This window comes from Chania multitudinisentens RB-25, from assembly GCF_000520015.2.
GTDB lineage: Bacteria > Pseudomonadota > Gammaproteobacteria > Enterobacterales > Enterobacteriaceae > Chania > Chania multitudinisentens.
On the sequence record NZ_CP007044.2, the window covers coordinates 5,275,843 to 5,299,287 of the forward strand.

Annotated in this window: 23 protein-coding genes, 1 pseudogene and 1 other annotated feature; of the genes and pseudogenes, 6 read left to right on the forward strand and 18 right to left on the reverse strand. The window is 51.2% G+C overall.

Features of this window, described 5'->3' with window-relative positions; all coding sequences use genetic code 11:
• Positions 1–70: 70 nt before the first annotated feature.
• Positions 71–1,009: a bifunctional riboflavin kinase/FAD synthetase gene (gene ribF / locus Z042_RS23465; protein ID WP_024914241.1), complete on the reverse strand. Its 939-nt coding sequence runs from the start codon at positions 1,007–1,009 to the stop codon at positions 71–73.
• Positions 1,010–1,134: 125 nt separating this feature from the next.
• The gene (locus tag Z042_RS26315) at positions 1,135–1,308 is read right to left on the reverse strand and encodes a hypothetical protein (RefSeq protein WP_202901359.1); all 174 of its coding nucleotides are present in this window, start codon (positions 1,306–1,308) and stop codon (positions 1,135–1,137) included.
• Positions 1,309–1,392: 84 nt separating this feature from the next.
• Here Z042_RS26315 and rpsT point away from each other — a divergent pair, with 84 nt between their 5' ends.
• Complete coding sequence (gene rpsT, locus Z042_RS23470) at positions 1,393–1,656, forward strand: 30S ribosomal protein S20 (RefSeq protein WP_024914242.1); 264 nt, start codon at positions 1,393–1,395, stop codon at positions 1,654–1,656.
• Positions 1,657–1,826: 170 nt separating this feature from the next.
• Here the strand turns inward: rpsT and nhaR are convergent, their stop codons facing one another.
• The 4 genes from nhaR to dnaK all read right to left on the reverse strand — a co-directional run bounded on the left by nhaR (position 1,827) and on the right by dnaK (position 7,434).
• Positions 1,827–2,726: a transcriptional activator NhaR gene (gene nhaR / locus Z042_RS23475; RefSeq protein ID WP_024914243.1), complete on the reverse strand. Its 900-nt coding sequence runs from the start codon at positions 2,724–2,726 to the stop codon at positions 1,827–1,829.
• Between the two features lie 164 nt (positions 2,727–2,890).
• Positions 2,891–4,057: a Na+/H+ antiporter NhaA gene (nhaA, locus tag Z042_RS23480; RefSeq protein WP_024914244.1), complete on the reverse strand. Its 1,167-nt coding sequence runs from the start codon at positions 4,055–4,057 to the stop codon at positions 2,891–2,893.
• A 230-nt stretch (positions 4,058–4,287) separates the two neighbouring features.
• A complete protein-coding gene (gene dnaJ, locus Z042_RS23485; RefSeq protein WP_024914245.1) occupies positions 4,288–5,415 on the reverse strand; it encodes a molecular chaperone DnaJ in 1,128 nt (375 codons plus the stop codon).
• A gap of 105 nt (positions 5,416–5,520) precedes the next feature.
• Entirely contained in the window at positions 5,521–7,434 is a 1,914-nt protein-coding gene (gene dnaK / locus Z042_RS23490) for a molecular chaperone DnaK (protein ID WP_024914246.1), read from the reverse strand.
• A gap of 515 nt (positions 7,435–7,949) precedes the next feature.
• Here dnaK and satP point away from each other — a divergent pair.
• Positions 7,950–8,549: an acetate uptake transporter gene (gene satP, locus Z042_RS23495; protein ID WP_024912042.1), complete on the forward strand. Its 600-nt coding sequence runs from the start codon at positions 7,950–7,952 to the stop codon at positions 8,547–8,549.
• A 66-nt stretch (positions 8,550–8,615) separates the two neighbouring features.
• On the opposite strand, the gene Z042_RS23500 is transcribed toward satP, so the two are convergent.
• From Z042_RS23500 to tal, 3 genes are all read right to left on the reverse strand, one after another.
• Positions 8,616–9,917: an MFS transporter gene (locus tag Z042_RS23500; protein ID WP_037406316.1), complete on the reverse strand. Its 1,302-nt coding sequence runs from the start codon at positions 9,915–9,917 to the stop codon at positions 8,616–8,618.
• 127 nt (positions 9,918–10,044) lie between these two features.
• Positions 10,045–10,632, reverse strand: coding sequence for a molybdopterin adenylyltransferase (mog, locus tag Z042_RS23505; protein WP_024912043.1), 588 nt, complete (start codon positions 10,630–10,632; stop codon positions 10,045–10,047).
• A gap of 136 nt (positions 10,633–10,768) precedes the next feature.
• Entirely contained in the window at positions 10,769–11,722 is a 954-nt protein-coding gene (gene tal, locus Z042_RS23510) for a transaldolase (protein ID WP_024912044.1), read from the reverse strand.
• Between the two features lie 175 nt (positions 11,723–11,897).
• Here tal and yaaA point away from each other — a divergent pair, with 175 nt between their 5' ends.
• Positions 11,898–12,671, forward strand: coding sequence for a peroxide stress protein YaaA (yaaA, locus tag Z042_RS23515; RefSeq protein ID WP_024912045.1), 774 nt, complete (start codon positions 11,898–11,900; stop codon positions 12,669–12,671).
• 58 nt (positions 12,672–12,729) lie between these two features.
• Here the strand turns inward: yaaA and thrC are convergent, their stop codons facing one another.
• From thrC to yjjY, 6 genes and pseudogenes are all read right to left on the reverse strand, one after another.
• Positions 12,730–14,019: a threonine synthase gene (gene thrC / locus Z042_RS23520; RefSeq protein ID WP_024912046.1), complete on the reverse strand. Its 1,290-nt coding sequence runs from the start codon at positions 14,017–14,019 to the stop codon at positions 12,730–12,732.
• Positions 14,020–14,022: 3 nt separating this feature from the next.
• Complete coding sequence (gene thrB / locus Z042_RS23525; protein ID WP_024912047.1) at positions 14,023–14,952, reverse strand: homoserine kinase; 930 nt, start codon at positions 14,950–14,952, stop codon at positions 14,023–14,025.
• 1 nt (position 14,953) lies between these two features.
• On the reverse strand, positions 14,954–17,413 hold the full coding sequence (gene thrA / locus Z042_RS23530; protein ID WP_024912048.1) for a bifunctional aspartate kinase/homoserine dehydrogenase I: 2,460 nt from the start codon (positions 17,411–17,413) through the stop codon (positions 14,954–14,956).
• 25 nt (positions 17,414–17,438) lie between these two features.
• Positions 17,439–17,557: a sequence feature (Thr leader region), on the reverse strand.
• Positions 17,496–17,564 carry a thr operon leader peptide gene (gene thrL, locus Z042_RS25395; RefSeq protein ID WP_071882886.1) on the reverse strand — a complete coding sequence of 23 codons (69 nt, stop codon included), beginning with the start codon at positions 17,562–17,564 and terminating at the stop codon, positions 17,496–17,498. It overlaps the preceding feature by 62 nt.
• A 208-nt stretch (positions 17,565–17,772) precedes the next feature.
• Entirely contained in the window at positions 17,773–18,459 is a 687-nt protein-coding gene (locus Z042_RS23535) for a tRNA/rRNA methyltransferase (protein WP_024912049.1), read from the reverse strand.
• 388 nt (positions 18,460–18,847) lie between these two features.
• Positions 18,848–18,999: pseudogene (gene yjjY, locus Z042_RS26715) on the reverse strand (YjjY family protein).
• A gap of 217 nt (positions 19,000–19,216) precedes the next feature.
• Here yjjY and arcA point away from each other — a divergent pair.
• Positions 19,217–19,933, forward strand: a complete 717-nt coding sequence (arcA, locus tag Z042_RS23540) for a two-component system response regulator ArcA (protein WP_024912050.1) — start codon at positions 19,217–19,219, stop codon at positions 19,931–19,933.
• A 92-nt stretch (positions 19,934–20,025) separates the two neighbouring features.
• Here arcA and creA read toward each other — a convergent pair whose 3' ends face one another.
• Positions 20,026–20,505 (reverse strand): protein CreA, encoded by a 480-nt coding sequence (gene creA / locus Z042_RS23545; protein WP_024912051.1) that lies wholly within the window; start codon positions 20,503–20,505, stop codon positions 20,026–20,028.
• A 323-nt stretch (positions 20,506–20,828) separates the two neighbouring features.
• Between creA and robA the strand changes: the two genes are divergently transcribed.
• Complete coding sequence (gene robA / locus Z042_RS23550; protein WP_024912052.1) at positions 20,829–21,698, forward strand: MDR efflux pump AcrAB transcriptional activator RobA; 870 nt, start codon at positions 20,829–20,831, stop codon at positions 21,696–21,698.
• On the opposite strand, the gene gpmB is transcribed toward robA, so the two are convergent.
• The gene (gene gpmB / locus Z042_RS23555) at positions 21,695–22,342 is read right to left on the reverse strand and encodes a 2,3-diphosphoglycerate-dependent phosphoglycerate mutase GpmB (protein ID WP_024912053.1); all 648 of its coding nucleotides are present in this window, start codon (positions 22,340–22,342) and stop codon (positions 21,695–21,697) included. The genes robA and gpmB overlap by 4 nt on opposite strands.
• A gap of 101 nt (positions 22,343–22,443) precedes the next feature.
• Here gpmB and yjjX point away from each other — a divergent pair, with 101 nt between their 5' ends.
• Positions 22,444–22,977 (forward strand): inosine/xanthosine triphosphatase, encoded by a 534-nt coding sequence (gene yjjX / locus Z042_RS23560; protein WP_024912054.1) that lies wholly within the window; start codon positions 22,444–22,446, stop codon positions 22,975–22,977.
• 132 nt (positions 22,978–23,109) lie between these two features.
• Here the strand turns inward: yjjX and trpR are convergent, their stop codons facing one another.
• Positions 23,110–23,439 (reverse strand): trp operon repressor, encoded by a 330-nt coding sequence (trpR, locus tag Z042_RS23565; protein WP_024912055.1) that lies wholly within the window; start codon positions 23,437–23,439, stop codon positions 23,110–23,112.
• Positions 23,440–23,445: the final 6 nt, after the last annotated feature.

Sequence of the window (23,445 nt, forward strand, 5' to 3'; positions counted from 1 at the left end):
TATACCCGTCATACTGCAAGTTGCACATACGTTAGCTTGCCTGCAACTCGAATTATTTAGGGTATAGACATTAAATCGGTGTCTGTAGCCCGAAGAAATTCCGGGCCGTCACCACATCATTGGCGATTTGCTGCTTCAGCGCATCAAGCGAAGCAAAACGCTGTTCATTGCGCAATTTTGCGCGGAGCACCACGTCTATATGGCGCCCGTAAAGATCCATTGTGATACCCAACAAATGCACTTCCAGTTGCTGGCGCACGCCAGCCACGGTTGGCCGTGTGCCGATATTGGCCACGCCCGGGAGTGGCTCAGGGCCAATCCCATACACTTCAACCGCATAAACACCTTTAACTGGCACCACCAGGCGCTTGAGTGGCAGATTCGCGGTGGGGAAACCGATGGTGCGGCCCAGTTCATCGCCATGTACCACACGGCCTGAAATACTGTACGGGTGGCCAAGCAGTGTTTCCGCAAGCGGCAGTTGATCATCACGCAATGCAGTGCGTATCGCAGTACTGCTGATACGTTGCTCTCCTTCACGGAAGGTTGGCGTGCTAATCACCGCAAAACCATATTCTGCGCCCGCTTTCTGCAACAAGGTGAAATCCCCCACGCGCCCAGCGCCAAAGCGGAAATCATCCCCCACCATCAGGAATTGTACCCCCAGTTTATCAACCAGCAGTTCAGCCACAAATGCCTGTGCGGTATTAGCGGCAAAACGGGGATCAAATTTGACACACAGCAGGTAATCAACCCCGGCCTGCGCCAGATATTTAGCTTTGTCACGCAAGCGCGTCAGGCGAGCAGGTGCTTTCTCTGCGGCAAACAGTTCCAGCGGCTGCGGCTCAAAGATCATGACCATCACCGGCAGCCCGAGGCGTTGCCCCTCATGCTTCAGCTGTTCCAACAGCGCTTTATGACCACGATGTACGCCGTCAAAGTTACCGATGGTAAGCACGCAACCGTGGTGGCGTGCCCGGATATTGTGAATGCCGCGAATTAGCTCCATAGCTGGCTCAAATACAGTGGAAATCGGCGGATTATACCTTGTACAGCGGTTAAGGTTAACTGACGATTGTTGCCTTTCATGTAGATAGTCATACCATACCGGAGGGAAACCGCCTTCACCACCGTTTATCCAGCCTGATGCAGGGTATCATCCACCACGGTCAACGGCTTGCAAACGATAATCCCCATTGCATGGCGATTTTTCTCGCGAAACACTGTATTCCCATGGCCGAAGCTGGTAAAATCCTGCGCCATCACAACGTAGCAAGTGCCGCCCGTACAAACGGCGCTTATTTGCACAAATCCATTGACAAACGAAGGCTAAAAGGGCATATTCCTCGGCCTTTGAATTGTCCTCAATAGAACATATTTGGGAGTTGGACCTTGGCTAATATCAAATCAGCTAAGAAACGCGCCATACAGTCTGAGAAACGCCGCAAGCATAACGCTAGCCGTCGCTCAATGGTGCGTACCTTTATCAAGAAGGTAGACGCAGCTATCGCATCTGGCGACAAAGCAGCAGCACAAAACGCATTCCTCGTAATGCAACCACTTGTGGATCGTCAGGCAGCTAAAGGCCTGATCCACAAAAACAAAGCAGCACGTCATAAGTCAAACCTGACTGCACGTATCAACGCAATGCAATAAGCATTACGTTGTCTGCTTGATAAAAAAACCGGCTTCTGCCGGTTTTTTTACATCTTCAATTTCAATTTATATCCAAAATACTTCGAGTTGGGCCGAATCGCGCGGCAAACAAACGCCTCCCACTGAGCCTGAGCCAACAAAGAGGCAGCCTGAAATATGCCGGCTATAGCCTACAGCGCAAACAACGCCGAGAAGTCTTTGTTGCACACCCGCTGTACCGCAGGATGCTGGATCATGCGTTCAGCAAAAATGATGTAATATTCCTCCTGCACGCTGTCAACTCGCCCAATCTCCACCACGTCATCATCGTTATAGGTATCCTGCGCATACAGGGTTGGCGCAACGAAAATCGCGTTGTGGTACATGCCAAAAGCCTTCATCAATGCCGCGTCATCAAACTCCCCAAGTATTTCAACGGTAATCCCTTGGGTGTTGAACCAGTTGAGCAGTTTACGCCCCAGCATCGAACGCCGGCCTGGGATCAACAGACGCCGTTGCTCCAGGCAAGCCGGGAACGGTAAATCCGGCGCTGGCTGGCGGCAGAAGAAGCTAATCCCACACTCCCCCAATTTCAGCGAAAACAACCCTTCCTGCTGGCTGGAATCCACCGGGCAATCCGACAAGATCATATCCAGCTTGTGCTGGCTCAATTGCTCAAGCAGCATTTCGTGCGTTGATTCAAAACAGCGCAAATGAATTTGCTCGTTATCCACCACCACTGCAGTTTCCAGTACCTGGCTGACCAAACGCTTGGACAAAGCATCCGCCACACCAACATCAAACAACAGGTTGGATTCTTTGCGGTAATTGACGATATCCAGCATTTCCTGGCTGAGCATGAACATTTTATCGGCATAGCGAAATACCAGTTGCCCCAGTTCTGAAGGCACCAGTCCGCGCCCATGGCGTTTGAACAACTTCCCATTAAGCCGTTCCTCCAGCGCCTTCACCTGACCAGTAATCGTTTGTGGAGTAAGAAATAATGCTTCTGCGGCCCCCACAACCGAGCCTTCCTTACAGACCTGCCAGAAGTAATACAGATGATTAAAATTGATATGTGACATTCTCATCAGGTGCTCTCCTTAGATTCCTCACCGGCAGACGCTCTGCCGTGATGAGCGACAAACTCCCTTTCCCTTTGCATACCAAATAGACCTAATCAGCACGGCGTTCATGCTGTGCCGATCACGGCTATTGTAATACCTTGATGTTGTTAAGGTATAGTCCAAGAGGATTATCTATCTTGAGATAGCGTGAAACGCAGTAAACCGTATCCCACTACCGCAGCAACCGTTGAACCCAGTAATATTCCCAGCTTGGAATAGGTAATAAGGGCAGTATCCGCATCAGCAAACGCCAGTGAAGCAATGAAGATCGACATGGTAAAGCCAATGCCGCAAAGTACCGCAACGGCAAACACCTGTTTAAAACCAATGCCCTCCGGCAGACGTGCAATACCCAGTTTCACCGCCAGCCAGCTAAATGTAAAAATCCCCAATGGCTTACCGATAAACAAACCAGCAGCAATCCCCAACGGTAACCATGATGTTAATCCGCTCAAAGAGACTCCCTGTAACGAAACGCCGGCATTGGCGAAAGCAAACAACGGTAGGATCAGGAACGCCACCCAAGGGTGCAGCTCATGTTCCAAGGCTTCGGAAGGTGAGGATTCATCCTCAGCACGCAGCGGGATCATAAAACCGACAATCACCCCTGCCAGCGTGGCATGGACGCCGGATTTCAGGATTGCCACCCACAATACCAACCCGACAATCATATACAGCGAGGTTTTACCCACCCCACGCCCGTTCATTAGCGCCAATATGGCAATCGCGGCTGCGGCGACGCCTAATGCCACCATCGACACCTGTTCGGTATAGAACAAGGCAATAATAACGATCACTCCCAGGTCATCAATAATTGCCAGCGCCAACAGAAACACCTTCAGGCTGGTTGGTACACGGTTACCCAGCAATACCATGACCCCCAAAGCAAAAGCGATATCGGTCGCAGCCGGGATTGCCCAACCCTGGCGCGCCACTTCATCAGCGCCGTTGAATAACAGATACACCAGTGCAGGGGCCAACATTCCCCCCAAAGCCGCAACCGCTGGGAACACCGCCTTGTCACGACCAGCCAATGAACCTTGCATCAGCTCCCGTTTGACTTCCAGGCCAACCACCAGGAAAAAAATGGCCATCAGCCCATCGTTGATCCACAACAGCAGCGGCTTAGCAATCTCCAGCGATGAGACTTTGATCATCACAGGCAAATTGAGGAACGTTTGATACAAGCCCTGCATCGGGGTATTAGCCATGAACAGCGCCAGCACGGCAGCCACGATCAGGATAATCCCCCCTGCCGCTTCCTGGCGTAAAAATTGACGAATAATATTGGTCACAGTACATCACTCCAGATAATAACCAAGCGCCATCGCGCCCTGGTTTCCCAGACAATGCCCCGAAGTATAGTAACCATTTAACCTCGAAAAAATCAGTTAATAAATGCATTATAATTCGATAAAACCGAGTTATTGACAATTTTAGTGTGATGACCAAAAGATTAACGGCCACAAAAAAACCCCGACCTTTCCAGGCCGGGGTTTATCATGATACGAACAGAAATAACGGATTAACGCGTCAGGTCGTCAAAAAACTTTTTCACGCCATCGAAGAAATTTTTCGAGCGAGGCGTGTTTTTATCACCAGAAGGGCCGTCAAGGCTTTCCTCCAGTTCTTTCAACAGAAGCTTCTGTTTCTCGTTCAGATTCACCGGCGTTTCTACCACTACGCGGCACAACAGGTCGCCCTGGCTACCACCGCGCACCGATTTCACACCTTTACCACGCATGCGGAACAGTTTACCCGTTTGGGTTTCCGCCGGGATTTTCAGCTTCACACGGCCATCCAGCGTTGGCACTTCGATCTCGCCGCCTAACGCAGCCATCGCAAAGTTAATCGGCACTTCACAATACAGATTATTCCCTTCACGCTCGAAAATCGGGTGCGCTTTCACCTGCACCTGAACATACAGATCGCCTGCTGGTGCGCCGTGCTCACCGGCTTCACCTTCCCCTGCCAGGCGGATACGATCGCCCGTATCAACCCCGGCCGGGATTTTCACCGACAGCGTTTTGGACTTTTCTACCCGGCCATGACCATGGCATTTCGTGCACGGATCTTTGATAATCTGGCCACGCCCATGGCAATGCGGGCAAGCCTGCTGCACGGTAAAAAACCCTTGGCGCATCTGCACCTGCCCCTGACCGTGGCAGGTTGGACAAGTGACCGGTGAACTGCCCGGTTTAGACCCATTACCGTGGCAAACATCACACTCTTCCAACGTTGGAATACGGATCTCTTTGGTCACGCCGCGCACGGCCTCTTCCAGCGTCAGATCCATGTTGTAACGCAAATCGGAGCCCCGGCTGGCACGCTGACGACGCCCGCCGCCGAAAATATCGCCAAACACATCACCAAAGATATCGCTGAAATCAGCACCGCCGCCGCCAAAACCACCACCGCCCATGCCACCTTGCTCAAAGGCTGCATGGCCATACTGATCATAGGCCGCACGTTTTTGATCATCAGTCAGGATCTCGTACGCTTCCTTGATTTCTTTAAATTTGGCTTCGGCGTCTTTTTCCTGATTACGATCAGGGTGATACTTCATCGCTAAGCGTTTATACGCTTTTTTGATCTCACGTTCATCGGCCGTCTTGGCGACGCCGAGAACCTCGTAATAATCTTTCTTCGCCATTTTCTTACTAGCCCCTAACATGCGTGCACGGGCGTAGAGTTGCCTCGACGCCCGTGCTGGTTTCCGGCTACGGCTGTTGGCCGCACCGTGCCCGCTTAAGGGCGATTATTTTTTGTCTTTAACTTCTTCGAACTCAGCATCAACCACGTCGTCATCTTTCTGCGCCGCGTTGTCTGCCCCTGCATCAGCACCCTGTGCCTGCGCTTGAGCTTGTGCCATTTCCAGCAGTTTGCCGGAAACCTGCACCAGAGCCTGGGTTTTCGCTTCGATTTCAGCTTTATCTTCACCTTTAACCGCAGTTTCCAGCTCTTTCAACGCCGCTTCGATAGCCGTTTTGTCTTCGGCTGGCAGTTTGTCGCCAGCTTCTTCCAATTGCTTACGGGTGCCGTGGATCAGATGATCCGCCTGATTACGGGTTTGCACCAGTTCTTCAAACTTACGGTCTGCTTCAGCGTTCACTTCTGCATCGCGCACCATTTTCTGGATTTCTTCTTCGTTCAGGCCAGAAGAAGCCTTGATGGTGATCTTCTGCTCACGGCCAGTATTTTTGTCTTTGGCTGACACATGCAAAATACCGTCGGCGTCAATGTCAAAGGTGACTTCGATCTGCGCCATACCGCGTGGTGCAGGCTGAATGCCGTCCAGATTGAACTGACCCAGTGACTTGTTATCGTTAGAACGCTTACGCTCACCTTGCAACACATGAATAGTCACCGCCGCTTGATTGTCTTCAGCAGTAGAGAACACCTGGCTATGCTTGGTTGGGATAGTGGTGTTTTTGGTGATCAGCGGCGTCATCACGCTGCCCATGGTTTCGATACCCAGCGACAGCGGAGTAACGTCCAACAGCAGAACGTCTTTCACATCACCAGCCAACACCCCGCCCTGCACCGCAGCACCTACCGCCACCGCTTCGTCCGGGTTAACGTCTTTACGCGGTTCTTTACCGAAGAAATCAGCCACTTTCTTCTGCACCATCGGCATACGGGTTTGGCCACCCACCAGGATCACGTCCTGAACATCGGAAACCGACAAACCTGCATCATTCAAGGCAACTTTCAGCGGCTCGATGGAGCGCGTAACCAGATCCTCAACCAGTGACTCAAGTTTTGCACGGGTCACTTTGATGTTCATGTGTTTAGGGCCGGAACCATCTGCGGTAATGTACGGCAGGTTCACGTCGGTCTGCTGCGCAGAAGACAATTCAATCTTCGCTTTCTCTGCGGCTTCTTTCAGGCGCTGCATCGCCAGCGGATCGTTGCGCAGATCGATACCCTGATCTTTCTTGAACTCTTCAACCAGATAGTTGATCAGGCGGCTGTCAAAATCTTCGCCCCCCAAGTGCGTATCACCATTGGTTGCCAGAACCTCGAAGGTTTTTTCACCATCAACATCATCAATTTCGATAATGGAGATATCGAAAGTACCACCACCCAGATCGTATACCGCAATAGTGCGGTTACCCACTTCTTTGTCCAGGCCATAAGCCAGAGCCGCAGCGGTAGGTTCGTTAATGATACGTTTCACTTCCAGACCTGCGATACGGCCGGCATCTTTGGTGGCCTGACGCTGAGCATCGTTGAAGTAGGCAGGTACAGTGATAACCGCTTCAGTTACCGGTTCGCCCAGGTAATCTTCCGCCGTTTTCTTCATTTTTTTCAGTACTTCCGCAGAGATCTGCGGCGGTGCCATTTTCTGGCCTTTCACTTCCAGCCATGCATCGCCATTATCGGCGGCAATGATGCTGTAAGGCATAATGCTTTTATCACGCTGTGCTTCTTCGTCCTGGAAGCGGCGGCCAATCAGGCGCTTGATCGCAAACAGGGTATTCTGTGGGTTAGTAACAGCCTGACGCTTAGCAGGCTGGCCAACCAGAATCTCACCATCCTGGGTATATGCGATGATTGAAGGTGTAGTGCGATCGCCTTCGGCGTTCTCCAGCACACGTGCCTTGGCACCATCCATAATTGCTACACAAGAGTTGGTTGTACCCAAGTCGATACCAATAATTTTGCCCATCTAAACATCTCCACTAATAAATTCATAAATTGGTCAGGTTGCTAACCTATATGCGGGCGATTCTTTACTTTTCAACTACCCGGCATTTCAGCTTTATCCCTTTCACCAGGCAAATGGCTGGTGGATGCAATTTGCCTGGTGAAAGGGATATCCACGGTCAGCAACTGCGGTTGTCAATAAGATGGGGCCATCTGAACCAGCATCAAGGGCCAAAGCAAAAAAAATTTCGTTTTTAACACCTGTGAGATCATTGTTTCCTGCGGTGGGGATCATTATGATGCCGCGCGCTCTGATGGAAGTTAGGCTTTTTTGACCATTTGGGCTGACTTATACCCACAGCATTTCAAATTGCAGGTAGACGCATATCGATCGGCAACCGATTTAAACATCGTTTGTGCTGGCTCGAGAGGGAGCTTCAGGGATGGGCCAAATAACGAAGGCAACCGAGATTCCTGCATCTTGAATGGCAACAGGTATATCCATTTTCGTTAATATTCTGTAATTACAGAGGACATATGCACACCAACAAGTTGGCAAACCCAGGCCCTTTGGGCCTGATGGGGTTCGGGATGACCACCGTCTTGCTGAACCTGCACAACGCAGGTTTTTTTCCACTGACTTCCGCCATCATCAGCATGGGGATTTTCTTCGGTGGCATGGCTCAGATCTTTGCTGGCCTTCTTGAGTTTAAGAAAGGCAATACCTTCGGCCTGACCGCGTTCACTTCCTACGGTTGTTTCTGGTTAAGCTTGGTGGGGATTTTGCTGCTGCCGCGCATGGGTTTGGCAGAACCGACCGATGCCACCGTACTTGGCGTCTATCTGGCATTGTGGGGCGTATTCACTCTGTTCATGTTCTTTGGCACGTTGCAGGCTAACCGCGCATTACAATTCGTGTTTGCCAGCCTGACGGTGCTGTTTGCTCTGCTGGCCATCGGTAACATCACCGGAAATCATGCGATTCTGACCCTTGCCGGTTATGAAGGGGTGATCTGCGGTGCCAGCGCCATTTATCTGGCCATGGCCGAGGTGATCAACGAACAATTGGGCCGTACCGTATTGCCGATTGGTGCTACCACCGCTCAACATCCGGCACCGGTTACCGCCGCCGCCTGATTCTTGCCATTCTTGATAGCAAAGCCCTGCAATTCATCATTTGCAGGGCTTTTTTTAATCTAACGACTAAGCACAGCTTCCCTGAACTTTGTTTTCGCTATTCAGGTCGCGGTGCAGATAAATCCCCAACAGCAACCCAATCACTGATAGTGTCAAGACATAGTAAGCAGGCGCTAACGGAGTTAACCTCATGATTAACGTGACCAATATCGGGGTTAATCCCCCAAAGATGGCATAGGCCACATTATAAGAGAATGAAATCCCGCTGAACCGCACTTCTGCCGGGAAAGCCCGCACCAGCACATAAGGCACCGCCCCGACAATCCCCACGCTGAACCCAGCCAGCGCATAAGTGACAAACAACATCTCAGGATGAGTTCCCACCGACTGATAAAACAGCCAGCTACATCCGGCCAGCAACAGGCTACCCACAATAAAGGTTTTACTGGCACCAAAACGGTCAGCCACTGAACCTGCGGTAACACACCCGATAGATAACATGACGATCGCCAGACTATTAGCCTGTAACGACAGCGCCGGAGCAATGCCAAACTGTTTTTGCAGATAGGTGGGCGTCATCAGGATCACCACCACAATACCGGCGGATAACAGCCAGGTCAGCAGCATGGAGACTGCCACCTCTTTCTTGTGATTCACTATCACCGATTTCAGCGGCAATTCTTCCGCCAGCGCCTTACGCGCCTGCATCTCGATAAAGATTGGGGTTTCCTGCAACCAACGGCGCAGATACATGGCGAACAAGCCAAAAATCCCACCCAGGAAGAACGGAATACGCCAGCCACCGTTAAGGATAGTTTGCTGGCTGAGCGTGGTATTGATGACGGTTGCCACGATCGAACCCAGCAGAATCCCCGCCGTCAGGCCCGCAGTCAGCGTACCGCAGGCAAAACCAATGCGTTTACGCGGCACATGCTCGGCAACAAACACCCAGGCTCCCGGCACCTCACCGCCAATCGCCGCACCTTGCAGCACACGCATCAGCAGCAGTAACAGCGGAGCGGCAATCCCTATGCTGGCATAGGTTGGCAACATCCCCATCGCCAGCGTCGGCACCGCCATCAATAGAATACTCAAGGTGAACATTTTCTTACGGCCCACCAGATCGCCGAAGTGCGCCATAATAATGCCGCCCAGCGGACGCGCCAGATATCCCGCAGCGAAGATACCGAAAGTCTGCACCTGGCGCAGCCATTCCGGCATATCCGCAGGGAAAAAGAGTTCGCCCATCACTGCGGCAAAGAAAACAAAAATAATAAAGTCATAGAACTCTAACGCACCACCCAAAGCAGCCAAAGTCAGAGTTTTGTAGTCTTGCCGGTTTAGCCGGCGATTATTGTCGTGGTGCATAAAGTACCGTTAAAGGAAACAAGAAGAACAAAAAAGCACATGGGCTTTCTGTAAATGAATGCTTACTATAACGTCAAATTCTTTTCACACCAGATCGGCTGTATGTTATTTCGCAATTTATTGAAATTTAGCGATTTATCTCGCGGTGTGCATTTTTGGGGCGAAATGCCACTACCACAGCCGCATGAGTTTCTACATAAGGCCCCTCAAGCAGTTGGATACAATAGGGAATGCTGGCGAAGATGCCATGCACCACCACGTTACCCTGCGCGTCTTTTACCCCTTCCAACGTTTCCTGAATCGCCTTCGGCTGCCCCGGCAGATTAATGATCAAAGCTTGCTTGCGGATCACACCAACCTGCCGCGAAAGAATCGCCGTTGGCACATAATGTAAGCTGATTTGCCGCATCTGCTCGCCGAAGCCGGGCATCACACGATCGGCGATCTCCAATGTGGCATCTGGCGTCACATCACGGCGCGCCGGGCCAGTCCCGCCGGTGGTCAAGACCAAATGGCACCCCATTTCATCCACTAATTCACACAAAGTGTGCTCAATCAGCATTTGTTCATCAGGGATCAGCCGGGTTTCCAGTTCAAAAGGCGTTGCCAACGCGCTGTTCAGCCAGCTTTCCAAAGCAGGTATCCCCTTATCCTGATAAATCCCCCCGGAAGCGCGGTCGGAAATAGAAACCAAACCAATACGTAATATGTCCATGCTGACCTCTGTGACTGATAGGGGATTCCCCACCCGGTTATTCATTCCGAAAGTATACGATCTCTGAGTATCAGCGTGGGAAACAGGCATAAAAAAGGCGGCCTAAGCCACCTTTTTCCGCGTTGACTGCTTTTATTTACAGCAGATCGGCGATCATTTTTTCCAGCTTGCCTTGGTCTACTGCAAACTTGCGGATACCGTCAGTCAATTTTTCAACGGCCATCGGGTCCTGGTTGTGCTGCCAGTAGAATTCAGGCTCAGTCAGCGGTGCCGGGCGAGCCTTCACCTCACCAGTGTAAGAAAGCTTGCGCTCCAGTGCCCCTTCGCTCTCGGCCAATTCTTTCAGTAGTGCAGGCGCGATGGTCAAGCGATCACAACCCGCTAATTCGATGATTTCACCGACGTTGCGGAAGCTGGCCCCCATCACCACGGTTTCATAACCATGTTGCTTGTAGTACTGATAGATTTCGCTTACGGAAATCACTCCCGGATCTTCATGCGGAGCAAACTCTTTTTTGTCGCCATTAGCTTTGTACCAATCAAGGATACGGCCAACAAACGGAGAAATCAGATAAACACCGGCTTCGGCACAGGCACGCGCCTGAGCGAAGGAGAACAACAGCGTCAGGTTACAGTTGATGCCTTCTTTCTCCAGGCGTTCTGCCGCGCGAATCCCCTGCCAGGTTGAGGCCAGCTTAATCAGGATGCGATCGTTGCCAATACCGGCTTCATTATAAAGTTTAATCAGACGCTTGGCTTTGGCAACGCTGGCTTCGGTGTCATAAGACAGACGCGCATCCACTTCCGTGGAAATACGGCCCGGCACCAGCTTGAGGATTTCCAAACCAATGTTAACCGCCAACTTATCTGCGGCATCGGCAATTTGCTGCTCACGATCGGTGCTTTGCTGGCGCGCCCAGGCGATAGCATCATCAATCAGTTTGCGGTATTCAGGAATTTGGGCTGCATTGAGGATCAGCGAAGGATTGGTAGTAGCATCTTGCGGTTGATATAGCTTCATTGCAGCAATATCTCCCGTATCCGCAACTACCGTGGTGAGCTGGCGTAGGGCAGTTAATTTATCGGTCATGTTGGTATTATCTCATCGTTTGTGCATGAACTTTTGGCATGGTTCAACCATGCCCTGATAATAACATGCGTAAAGCCTGGGGCAAGGTTGGAAAATCATGTCCTATCACAGCCATTTCTCCCTTCTCACGCGCTTTTTGTTACAGTATCTGCACTTTGATAAACAGGATGTGGCCATGCTCATTATTATTTCACCTGCCAAAACGCTTGACTACGCCAGCCCGCTGGCGACCGAACGCTTTACGCAACCGGAATTGTTGGATAAATCAAAAGCGCTTATCAAGCTCTGCCGTAAGCTGACACCCGCGCAGATTGCCAGCCTGATGAGCATCAGCGATAAACTCGCGGGCTTAAACGCCGCCCGTTTCAGCGAATGGCAGCCCCAATTCACCCCAGAGAATGCCCGCCAGGCCGTGCTGGCGTTTAAAGGTGATGTCTACACTGGGTTGCAGGCAGAGGATTTCAGTGAAGCAGATTTCGACTTTGCACAGCAGCATCTGCGTATGCTTTCCGGTTTATATGGCGTGCTGCGCCCACTGGATCTGATGATGCCTTACCGCCTGGAAATGGGGATCAAGCTTGAGAACCCAAAAGGTAAAGATTTATACAGTTTCTGGGGTGAACAGATCACCAAGAAACTGAACGAGGCGCTGGAGCAACAAGGTGATGATGTGCTCGTTAATCTGGCTTCTGATGAGTACTTCAAAGCGGTCAAACCGGCCAAATTACACGGCTCGTTAATCAAACCGGTGTTCCTTGATGAGAAAAACGGTAAGTATAAAGTGATCAGTTTCTATGCCAAAAAAGCGCGCGGACTGATGAGCCGCTTCATCATCAAAAATCGGCTAACTAAAAGTGAACAACTGGTTGATTTCAATCTGGAAGGCTATGCCTTTGATGAGGCATCCTCGGCGGGTAACGAACTGGTATTCAAACGTCCTGAACAATAAAGCCGCCTGTAAACCAGCGGCTCTTTACGCTATCAAGGGGCGCTGAGCGCCCCTGCCATCAAGCAGGCAAAGCCATCAGGAACTGGCGCAACCGTGCGAAATCGGCGGGCATGTCATGCGATAACAATGGCAAATCTGCACGCTCTGCCAATGCGTTTGGCAACGGCAGTTCTTGCTCCAGAATCGCTTCAACGCTCTCTTTGAACTTGGCTGGGTGTGCAGTCCCCAGGAACAGGCCGAACTCCCCGGCTTGCAGTTGATCGCGCAATGCACGGTAAGCAATCGCTGCGTGCGGTTCTGAAAGATAGCCCAACGCCGCCAGCTCTTTCATCGTGTCTTTGGTGGTTTCATCACTCACCGCCGCGTGGCCCAGCTCTTTGAGCTGCCAGATTTTACGGCGGAACAGTTCTTCCACACGCGGCCAGTTGTTTGGCTGGCTGACGTCCATAGCATTAGACAACGTGGCTACAGTGGCATGCGGTTGCCATTCGCCACTGCTCAGGAAACGCGGCACGGTATCGTTGGCATTAGTCGCAGCAATAAAACGCTTCACTGGCAGCCCTAAGGATTTTGCCAGCAATCCGGCGGTCAGATCGCCAAAGTTGCCGCTCGGCACGGAAATCACCAGTTGATTGCGGGCTTCCTGCGGCAACTGCGCTACGGCTTCGAAGTAGTAACAGATTTGTGCCAACAGGCGGCTGATATTGATCGAATTGGCTGAATTCAGGTGTATTGCATCTTTCAGTTCCTGATCGTCAAACGCCTGTTTAACCAACGCCTGGCAAGCATCGAAATCACCATCAATTGCCACGGTATGAATATTGCCGCCCAAGGTACAGAACAGTTTTTCCTGTAATGGACTGATCTTACCCTGCGGATACAGGATCACCACTCGCACATTTTTCAGCCCATAGAAAGCATGAGCCACGGCAGCACCGGTATCGCCAGAGGTTGCCGTCAGAATAGTCACAGGTTGGTCGCCTGCCACTTCCGCCAGCATCTGCGCCATAAAGCGGCCGCCGAAGTCTTTGAACGCCAGCGTTGGGCCGTGGAACAGCTCCAGGCAAGCCACATCGCTCTCAACCGGCGCTACCGGTGCCGGGAAGGCAAAAGCGGCTTTTACGCGTTGATACAGCGCGGCTTCATCGATCTCATCGCCAATAAAAGCAGACAGGATCTTGCTGCTGCGGGTGACAAAATCCAGCTCCAGCAGATGGTCGATCTCCGTCAGTTCAAACTCGGGCAATTCCAGCGGGAAAAACAAACCCTGCTGTTTACCCAGCCCTTGTTTGATCGCCTGCGCAAAGCTGACCTGCTCATTATGGTCTTTAAGGTTGTACAGTTTCATGCGTTATCCCAATAGTCGAGCGCCGGTGGTATCCAGACGGCAAATATGAACAAAACCTTCGTCGTTTTGCAGATAGTGGTTAGTCAGCCAATCAGCCATGCGTTGCGCGGTGGCGCCGTCATCACAAATCGCAAACAGCGTCGGGCCAGAACCGGAAATACCACAGGCCAACGCACCGATATCTTGTGAAGCCTTGCGTGCCTCGGCAAAGCCCGGCAGCAAGCGGGTACGGTACGGTTCGGCAATCACATCCTGCATCAGTTTGGCGGCCAGGCGCGGCTGTTGCGTGTGGCAAGCGTGAATAAAGCCCGCCAGATAACGACCATGGCTGATACAGTCCTGACGGCGATACTGCGCAGGCAAAATAGCGCGCGCTTCAGCGGTGGATACCTTGATGCCAGGATAAGCCATCACCCACAACCACTCGTTAAAACAGGGCACTTCTTGGCAAATGCTGCCTTCTTCTTCCAACATCAATTGCAGGCCGCCGAGATAGCACGGAGCGACGTTGTCATAATGCACGCTGCCGGAAATACGCCCTTCCAGTTCGCCCATCAAAGCCAGCAATTGCATGTTATCTAACGGGCGATTGCAGAACTCGTTCATCGCCATCAGGCCAGCCACCACCGAACAGGCGCTGGAACCCAGCCCTGAACCGATCGGCATATTCTTCTCCAACCGCATCGCCACCGGCACTTCACGGCCAATCGCTTGGCAGAAACGCTCCCAGCACTGGTAAACGATGTTTTCTTTCGGGTCTGTTGGCAACTTGCTGACAAAGCGCCCAGCATTTTCCAGGCTGAAGTGGGAAGCCGCTTCCACGCTGACGCAATCGCCAAGCAACGAGCCATCAAGGGGGGAAACCGCCGCCCCCAGGACATCGAAGCCCACGCTGACGTTGCCAATTGAGGCCGGTGCATACACCTTAACCATATTAAACTCCCAACTTCCATGACAGTGTGCGCAACAGATCGGCAAATACCCCTGCCGCAGTCACATCATTGCCTGCACCATAACCACGCAGCACCAACGGCAATGGTTGATAGTAACGGCTGTAGAAAGCCAGCGCGTTCTCGCCGTTCTTCACTTTATACAATGGATCATTGTCATCAACCGCATCAATGCGCACCTGGCAGCGGCCTTCTTCGATCACCCCGACATAACGCAGCACCTTGCCTTCATCGGCAGCAGCAGCCACGCGGCGGCTGAACTCAGCATCCAGCTCTGGCAAACGGGCCAGGAAAGTCTCTACATCACCCGTTGCATCGAATGACGGTGGCAACACCGATTCAACCTCAATATCACTCAATTCCAGCGCATAACCCGCTTCACGTGCCAGAATCAGCAACTTGCGTGCTACGTCCATCCCAGAAAGGTCGTCACGCGGATCGGGTTCGGTATAACCGTTCGCTTTGGCCTTCAAGGTGGCCGCCGACAGCGACATCCCTTCATCCAGCTTGCCAAAGATAAACGACAACGACCCCGACAGAATACCGGAAAAACGCGTCAGTTCATCACCAGCATTAAGTAAGTTTTGTAAGTTTTCGATCACCGGCAAACCTGCACCCACGTTAGTGTCATACAGGAACTTGCGGCGTGAACCCGCCGCTGCGGTACGCAATTGCTGGTAATAGTTCATTGACGAGGTGTTGGCTTTCTTGTTCGGCGTCACCACGTGGAAACCATCGGCAAGGAAATCAGCATACTGATCGGCCACCGCCTGGCTGGAGGTACAGTCAACGATCACCGGGTTCAGTAAATGATATTCTTTCACCAAGCGGATCAAGCGCCCAAGGTTGAACGGCTCTTGTGCACTGTTCAATTCGTCACGCCAGCTTTCCAGTGCAATACCGTGCACATTGGTCAGCATGGCGCGTGAATTGGCGATGCCGCAAATACGCAGATCGATATGCTTTTGTTTCAACCACGGCTGCTGGCGATAGATCTGCTCAATCAATGCCCCACCCACACCGCCGACACCGATCACAAATACCTCGATCACCTGATCGGTATTGAACAGCATCTGATGGCTGACGCGCACGCCAGTGGTCGCAGAGTCATTATCAACCACCACAGAAATGGAACGTTCGGAAGAACCCTGAGCGATGGCCACAATATTGATATTGGCACGTGCCAGCGCAGAGAAGAAGCGTGCAGAAAGGCCGCGCAAAGTACGCATACCATCCCCCACCACCGAGATGATCGCCAAGCGCTCCATCACATCCAAAGGTTCCAGAACACCGTCTTTCAGCTCCAGATAAAATTCTTCTTCCAGAGCACGACGTGCGCGTTGCAGTTCGCTCTGCGGCACACAGAAACTGATACTGTATTCGGATGAAGATTGGGTGATCAACACTACAGAGATTCGGGCCCGTGACATCACTGCAAATACCCGCGCCGCCATGCCCACCATGCCTTTCATACCTGGGCCAGAAACGTTGATCATCGCCATGTTGTTCAGGTTGGTGATCCCTTTCACTGGCGTATCGTTATCCAGGCTCTCGCCGCCGATCAGGGTGCCGGGAGCTTGTGGATTGGCGGTGTTTTTAATCAGGCAGGGAATTTGGAACTGGGCAATCGGTGTGATGGTACGCGGGTGAAGCACTTTGGCACCGAAGTAGGAAAGCTCCATCGCTTCCTGATATGACATCGATTTCAGCAATCGGGCATCCGGCACCGTGCGTGGATCACAGGTATAAACGCCGTCGACATCAGTCCAGATTTCACAACAATCCGCACGCAGACACGCGGCCAACACGGCAGCGGAATAATCGGAACCATTACGCCCCAGCACCACCAGTTCACCTTTGTCATTACCCGCAGTAAAACCGGCCATCAGCACAATGTGATCCGCCGGGATAGCGGCAGCAGCGATGCGCTGCGTAGATTCGGCGATATCGACGGTAGACTCCAGGTAATGGCCCTGCGCAAGCAGTTTTTCCACCGGGTTAATCACGGTAACGGAATAACCCTTGGTTTTAAACACTTCCTCCATGATGGCAATGGAAAGCTTTTCGCCCCGGCAGATGATGGCCGCATTGATGCTGTCTGGGCACTGCCCAAGCAGTGCGACACCATGCAACACCTTTTTCAACTGCGCGAATTCCTGCTCAACCAACGCTTTCAGGCGATCATAACCAAAGCCCGGCAATGCCTGAGCTAAACCGCTCAGCAACTCAGCAAAAATACGCTCTGCGTCGCTCATATTTGGCAGAATATCTTGCCCTGCAACCGTTTTTTCAATCATCGCCACCAAGTGATTGGTGATCTTCGCGGGCGCGGACAATACCGTGGCCACCTGCCCCTGACGCGCATTGTTCTCCACGATATCGGCAACGCGCAGAAAACGTTCCGCATTCGCTACCGAAGTTCCACCAAATTTCAACACTCGCATTTCTGTTATCTCCTGAATTTATGACGAAAAAAAAGCCCGCACTAGTTAGGTGCGGGCTTTTTTCTTCTGTTTCCTGTGCGCGTCAGCCCGCCCCGTTACCTGTGGTATCGGTGGTGGTAATAATTGTGGTGTTCAGGCTGATGAATCGCATTCTGTCTGTCTCATTAAAATCTCTGTCCCTCTACTGGTTAAAGCAATCACTTTATCAAGTCAAATTATTTCTTCTTTTTGCTTATTTAACACTCAACGCCGTAGCTGCGCAATGAGACAAACCAAAAGACCAAATGGCAGAATAAAAAATTGCAAAATAACTGCTTATATAGTTAATAAAACCATAACATAACCCGATGGCATTAATATTACTTTATCAATTTTTTTTCAATGTCATGCAGCAAAGTATGCAGCATCACGGTATCACGCTGTTGCAAAACCCCAAGCCGTTGGTGAAGCCAATCGCGCAATTTTTGGTCATCACTCACCGCCAAAAGATGTAATAGCCGATCCGCTCGTTGGCGCAATGCCTTTAATTGCCCAATATCAGCACTGCGTTCCTGCGCAACACTGATCTGCATCAGCTCTGCCAACTGATAGCAATACACCATCACCGCCTGGCCCAAATTAAGCGAAGGGTAATCAGCCACCATCGGCACCCCTGTCAGCAAATCCGCCAACGCCAACTCTTCATTGGTCAGGCCCGAATCTTCGCGGCCAAACACCAGAGCAACCTGCTGAACCCAGTGCTGGCGCTCTGCCAACTGTTCGGTTAACTGTTGCGGAGTGCAGTAGTAATGAAAACGAGCACGGCTGCGAGCGGTGGTGGCAACGGTAAAATCCACGTCTGCCAGAGCCTGTTGTAAAGAAGGGAACACCTGTACTGCATCCAGAATCTCACCCGCACCGTACGCCACCCAGCGCGCTGCGGGCTGTGAATGAGCCTCGCTATCGACAATGCGCAATGAAGTGAAGCCCATGGTTTTCATCGCCCGCGCTGCTGCACCCACATTTTCCGGCCGTGCCGGAGCCACTAACACGATATGAATCTGCATCACTACTCCAGCAAAAAGCGAAAATAGTTCTTTGACTGTTAGGGACAGCCTGATTATATTTACAAACAGTTAACATAGTTCATGCCAAACTCTTACTGCATGATTAAAAATGGAGTTGGACATATAAATAGTCTGAAAGCTTCATATATACAATATAAAACTTAATACCATTATTAATCATGATGTTAAGTGACACGAGTTATTAGTTAACGGGCAATTGTAGCGTATTTGGAATAACAATGCTGAATCGTTCACAGAATTTGTTGCTCTATGACTTAAACTTGCATTCCTGTAAGTGTTTTTCACAAATCTGTTAACGTGCTACAATTGAATTTGATATATGTCAATAAAGCGTAGTTTTGTTGGGTGATGAATTCGGCACACACTGTTATATTGCTGTTAATAGGGTTAGGATATGCGCCGTTTTGGCATCATTGGGGGTGTGGGAAATGGCACCTCTTCCAAGCTAGCGATCTTGTTGACATTGATGGAAAGTGCATCAAGAACGAGTTTACGTACTTTAGTCGTTTGGTTACCCAAAGAATTTCAAGATGCTAGCAGGTGGCAACTGAGCGAACCCCGATAGGTCTACTTAAGTCAGTGCTTCGGGTGAGTAATGGCAGCTAATACCCCCCTGTATCTTGGAAGGTGAAGGGTTTTAAGAGGGAACGTGAGCAGTATTTCTGCCCTCTACGCAGAAAACAAAGACTTCTGTACTTCCTATTTTCTATTTTGTTGGCAATTTTAGGTAGCAAATATGCAGACCCCGCACATTCTGATTGTCGAAGACGAGTTAGTCACTCGTAACACCCTGAAGAGCATTTTCGAGGCGGAAGGCTACATTGTCCATGAAGCCAATGACGGTGCAGAAATGCACAACATTCTGTCTGAAAATGATATCAATCTGGTTATCATGGATATCAACCTGCCAGGCAAAAACGGTTTACTGCTGGCTCGCGAACTGCGTGAGCAAGCCAGCGTAGCGTTAATGTTCCTGACTGGCCGTGATAACGAAGTGGATAAAATCCTTGGCCTGGAGATCGGTGCCGATGATTACATCACTAAACCGTTCAACCCACGCGAACTGACGATCCGTGCGCGCAACTTGTTGTCACGCACCATGAATCTGGGCAGCATCGGCGAAGAACGCAAACTGGTTGAAAGCTACAAGTTCAACGGTTGGGAGCTGGATATCAACAGCCGCTCACTGATCAATCCAACAGGCGAGCAATACAAGCTACCGCGCAGCGAATTCCGCGCTATGCTGCATTTCTGTGAAAACCCGGGCAAGATCCAATCCCGTGGTGAGTTGCTGAAGAAAATGACTGGCCGTGAATTAAAACCGCACGACCGTACCGTAGACGTCACTATCCGCCGCATTCGTAAACACTTCGAATCTACGCCGGACACACCGGAAATCATTGCGACCATTCACGGTGAAGGCTATCGCTTCTGCGGCGATCTGGAAGAATAACGGTAATAACCGTTTGCCTCGTTGTCGTTGGGGTTCAGCGTTAACATGCTGAACCCCTTTTGTTTTATCACCCGCTTAGGGGATAAAACAGGTTATTTCCCTTCACCCCAAGGAATGATAGGTACTGCACTCAAAGCATTCTTTGGCGAGCCATCAATCACCTTGTCTGAGTAAGTCAGATAAACCAGCGCATTACGTTTGGCATCATAAAAGCGCACCACCTGTAACTTTTTGAACACCAGCGAAGTCCGTTTCTGGAACACCACAGTGCCTTCTGATTTACCGTTTTTAATTTTATCACTCAGCGCGATCGGCCCGACCTGTTGGCAGGAAATCGCCGCGTCCGCTGTATCCTCCGCTAACCCAAGCCCACCCTTTAACCCACCGGTTTTTGCTCGGCTGATATAACAAGTTACATTTTTAACATCAGGATCATCGAACGCTTCAATCACAATTTTATGGTCCGGGCCAAACAGTTTGAATACCGTATCAACGGAACCCACCTGTTCCGCCTGCGCGTTGCCCATCGCAGCACAAACTAACCCTAGCCAGAATATCCATCTTTTTTTCATTCACTTAACTCCAAGATAGCAACCTTAAAAATAGATAGGGTAATGATTAAGAAGGCTTATGTTTTGGCCACAGTAGGGAAATTCTTTTGTCTCTAGCCTCCACTTTTAGCACAAAGTAGGGAAAAAATCTTTGGAAGTCGCAGAGTAAAAAAGTTGTTATTATGCGGCCTTGCCATTTCTTAACGCCTACTTATCTATGCTTCAACTATTACGCGGCACATGTTAAAGAAGTTACTGCGTGCCATACAACTGGTTGATGGAAAAATTAGTGAGCATCGATAAAGCGTCTGAGTTCCAACCCCAAAGCCCTACGAGGACGATCTATGGATCAAGCCGGTATCATTCGTGATCTGCTGAGTTGGCTGGAAAGCCATTTGGACCAACCTTTGTCGCTGGACAACGTGGCGGCAAAAGCAGGCTACTCTAAATGGCATCTGCAACGGATGTTCAAAGATATCACCGATAACGCGATTGGTGCCTACATCCGGGCCAGGAGATTATCCAAAGCCGCTGTCGCATTGCGCTTAACCAGCCGCCCTATTCTGGACATTGCTTTACAGTATCGTTTCGACTCACAGCAAACCTTCACCCGCGCCTTCAAGAAACAATTTGCGCAAACGCCGGCTTTATATCGGCGCGCTGAAGATTGGAATGCATCCGGTATCTGTCCACCAATACGCTTGGAAGCCTTTACCCTGCCCCAACCAGAGTTTATCACTCTACCGGAGCAACACCTGATCGGCCTGACGCAAAGCTACTCCTGTACCCTGGAACAAATCTCTAATTTCCGTAACGAATTGCGTGCGCAATTCTGGCAGCAATATTTGGGTGAGGCAGAAACGCTGCCCCCCGTGCTGTACGGCTTGCACCATTCACGGCCAAGCCAGGAAAAGGATGACGAGCAGGAAATACTGTACACCACAGCGCTGGAGCTACAGCACGTCCCGGCAGACGTTCAGGAAGGCCATCCACTGATACTGCAAGCGGGCGAATACGCCATGTTCAGCTACCAAGGGCCGAGCGCAGGCCTACAGGATTTTATCCTGATGCTGTATGGCACCTGTCTGCCAGCGCTTGAACTAACCCGCCGCAAAGGGCACGATATTGAGCGTTTTTACCCGAAAGGTGACCGAAGGCCACCCCAGGCACCGACCGAGATCAAGTGCGATTACCTGATCCCAATCCGCCGTTAACGCTGCAACTCGTCTAACGCTGGCATGTCCAAATGCGAAACATCGCCAGCGGTTTCCACCACCCAGCCAGAAGCCAACCATGAGCTCTGCTGATAATCCACACGCGACAGAGAGCAGTTACGCAAACGCAGGCGACGTTCTGCATAAGCAGGCAACCCCAGCACCGTGCTGATTAGGCAACCCAGCGCGATACCGTGGCTGACCAGCAGCGGTTTGCTGCCTTCTGGCAACAGAAGGCAGCTTGCCAGTGCGGCATGTACACGTTTGCCTAATTCGACCATGGATTCACCTTGAGGGATGCGGCCATCAGCAGTACCATCAACCATCTGTTTACGCCACTGTTCTTCCTGCGGTGTCAGGCTGTCGATCAAGCGTTCTTCCAGAACACCCATGTGTAGTTCACGCAGCCGTGCGTCGTTAATCACGTCACAACCACAGGCATCAGCAATAATTTGCGCGGTGCGGCGGGTGCGGCCCAGATCGCTGGTAATCACATGCGTAATGCCTTCAAGGCACACGCGTTTGGCAACTCGTTGTGCCTGATATTCACCCTTAGCGGTTAACGGGCTGTCGGACTGGCCCTGAATGCGACGCGCTGCGTTCCATTCCGTTTCGCCATGGCGAACAAGGTATACCTGTAACATGTTTGTTTTCCGTTATACTGCGTGAAACTTGAGTTTATCAACGCCGGGCAACCACTTGTGCACCTGCCCGCCGTCTTGGACAGAAGGAGACTAACCCCGTTATGTACCATGTTGTCGCTGCAACTACCAACCCGGCAAAGATTAAGGCTATTCAACTGGCCTTTGAAGATACCTTTGGCGAAGACCAATGCCGTATAGAATCCGTGGACGTCGCCAGCGGTGTTTCACTGCAACCAATAGGCAATGTCGAAACCCGCACCGGCGCTCGCCAGCGTGTCATGGAAGCACGGCAGGTGCGGCCAGAAGCCGATTTTTGGGTCGGCGTGGAAGCAGGGATAGAAGAAAATATGACCTTCGCCTGGATGACAATAGAAAACCCGCAAACCCGTGGCGAATCGCGTTCTGCCAGCCTGATGCTCCCAGAAGCTATTTTACAGGGAATTCGTTCCGGCCGCGAATTGGGCAGTGAAATGGCGAAACTCACCGGTAATACCGAGGTAAAACGCCAAGGAGGAGCTATCGGCATTTTTACCGATGGCAGGTTAAGCCGCACCAGCGTTTACCATCAGGCACTGCTGCTGGCCCTGGTACCATTTCATAACCCGATTTACCGTAACCACGGCAACAATCGGTAGCCATAGCAATCTAAGAAACAGACAGGGAAATGTGACGCTTGGCCGCCAATGAGCTGGGCGACAAACAACCAGAAATGATTGCAGCGGCCCATCATAAGAGAACAATCAAGCCGCTTAAAATGACCTGTATGGTTATTGTGTATCAGCCAGCAACTGTTGTTCCAGCCACTGTTTCAATAGCGGGGATGCCATTTTAAGGCTATTCGAACCGCGGGTTATGGTGGCAATCCCTGCCCCCAGTTCATTTTTCAACTCACGCTGGCTCATTTCGCCCCGCATCAATTCCTGAATGATCCGCACACGCGTTCCCAGCGCGGTACGTTCATCCGGCGTCAGCAACAGTTGCAGCAAAGGCCGGTGTAAATCCTGATCAAACGAATCCTGTAACAGTGCCAAAAAGCGCAACCAATCTTCATTACTTTGTTCAGACAGTGCGGGATCGTTAAGTGATAATTGTGTCATGGTAGC

Coding starts and splice junctions, on each gene's coding strand:
- ribF (WP_024914241.1), bottom strand. CDS start 1,009: ATGGAGCTAATTCGCGGCATTCACAATATCCGGGCACGCCACCACGGT.
- nhaR (WP_024914243.1), bottom strand. CDS start 2,726: ATGAGAATGTCACATATCAATTTTAATCATCTGTATTACTTCTGGCAG.
- dnaJ (WP_024914245.1), bottom strand. CDS start 5,415: ATGGCGAAGAAAGATTATTACGAGGTTCTCGGCGTCGCCAAGACGGCC.
- dnaK (WP_024914246.1), bottom strand. CDS start 7,434: ATGGGCAAAATTATTGGTATCGACTTGGGTACAACCAACTCTTGTGTA.
- satP (WP_024912042.1), top strand. CDS start 7,950: ATGCACACCAACAAGTTGGCAAACCCAGGCCCTTTGGGCCTGATGGGG.
- Z042_RS23500 (WP_037406316.1), bottom strand. CDS start 9,917: ATGCACCACGACAATAATCGCCGGCTAAACCGGCAAGACTACAAAACT.
- mog (WP_024912043.1), bottom strand. CDS start 10,632: ATGGACATATTACGTATTGGTTTGGTTTCTATTTCCGACCGCGCTTCC.
- tal (WP_024912044.1), bottom strand. CDS start 11,722: ATGACCGATAAATTAACTGCCCTACGCCAGCTCACCACGGTAGTTGCG.
- yaaA (WP_024912045.1), top strand. CDS start 11,898: ATGCTCATTATTATTTCACCTGCCAAAACGCTTGACTACGCCAGCCCG.
- thrC (WP_024912046.1), bottom strand. CDS start 14,019: ATGAAACTGTACAACCTTAAAGACCATAATGAGCAGGTCAGCTTTGCG.
- thrB (WP_024912047.1), bottom strand. CDS start 14,952: ATGGTTAAGGTGTATGCACCGGCCTCAATTGGCAACGTCAGCGTGGGC.
- thrA (WP_024912048.1), bottom strand. CDS start 17,413: ATGCGAGTGTTGAAATTTGGTGGAACTTCGGTAGCGAATGCGGAACGT.
- Z042_RS23535 (WP_024912049.1), bottom strand. CDS start 18,459: ATGCAGATTCATATCGTGTTAGTGGCTCCGGCACGGCCGGAAAATGTG.
- arcA (WP_024912050.1), top strand. CDS start 19,217: ATGCAGACCCCGCACATTCTGATTGTCGAAGACGAGTTAGTCACTCGT.
- creA (WP_024912051.1), bottom strand. CDS start 20,505: ATGAAAAAAAGATGGATATTCTGGCTAGGGTTAGTTTGTGCTGCGATG.
- robA (WP_024912052.1), top strand. CDS start 20,829: ATGGATCAAGCCGGTATCATTCGTGATCTGCTGAGTTGGCTGGAAAGC.
- gpmB (WP_024912053.1), bottom strand. CDS start 22,342: ATGTTACAGGTATACCTTGTTCGCCATGGCGAAACGGAATGGAACGCA.
- yjjX (WP_024912054.1), top strand. CDS start 22,444: ATGTACCATGTTGTCGCTGCAACTACCAACCCGGCAAAGATTAAGGCT.
- trpR (WP_024912055.1), bottom strand. CDS start 23,439: ATGACACAATTATCACTTAACGATCCCGCACTGTCTGAACAAAGTAAT.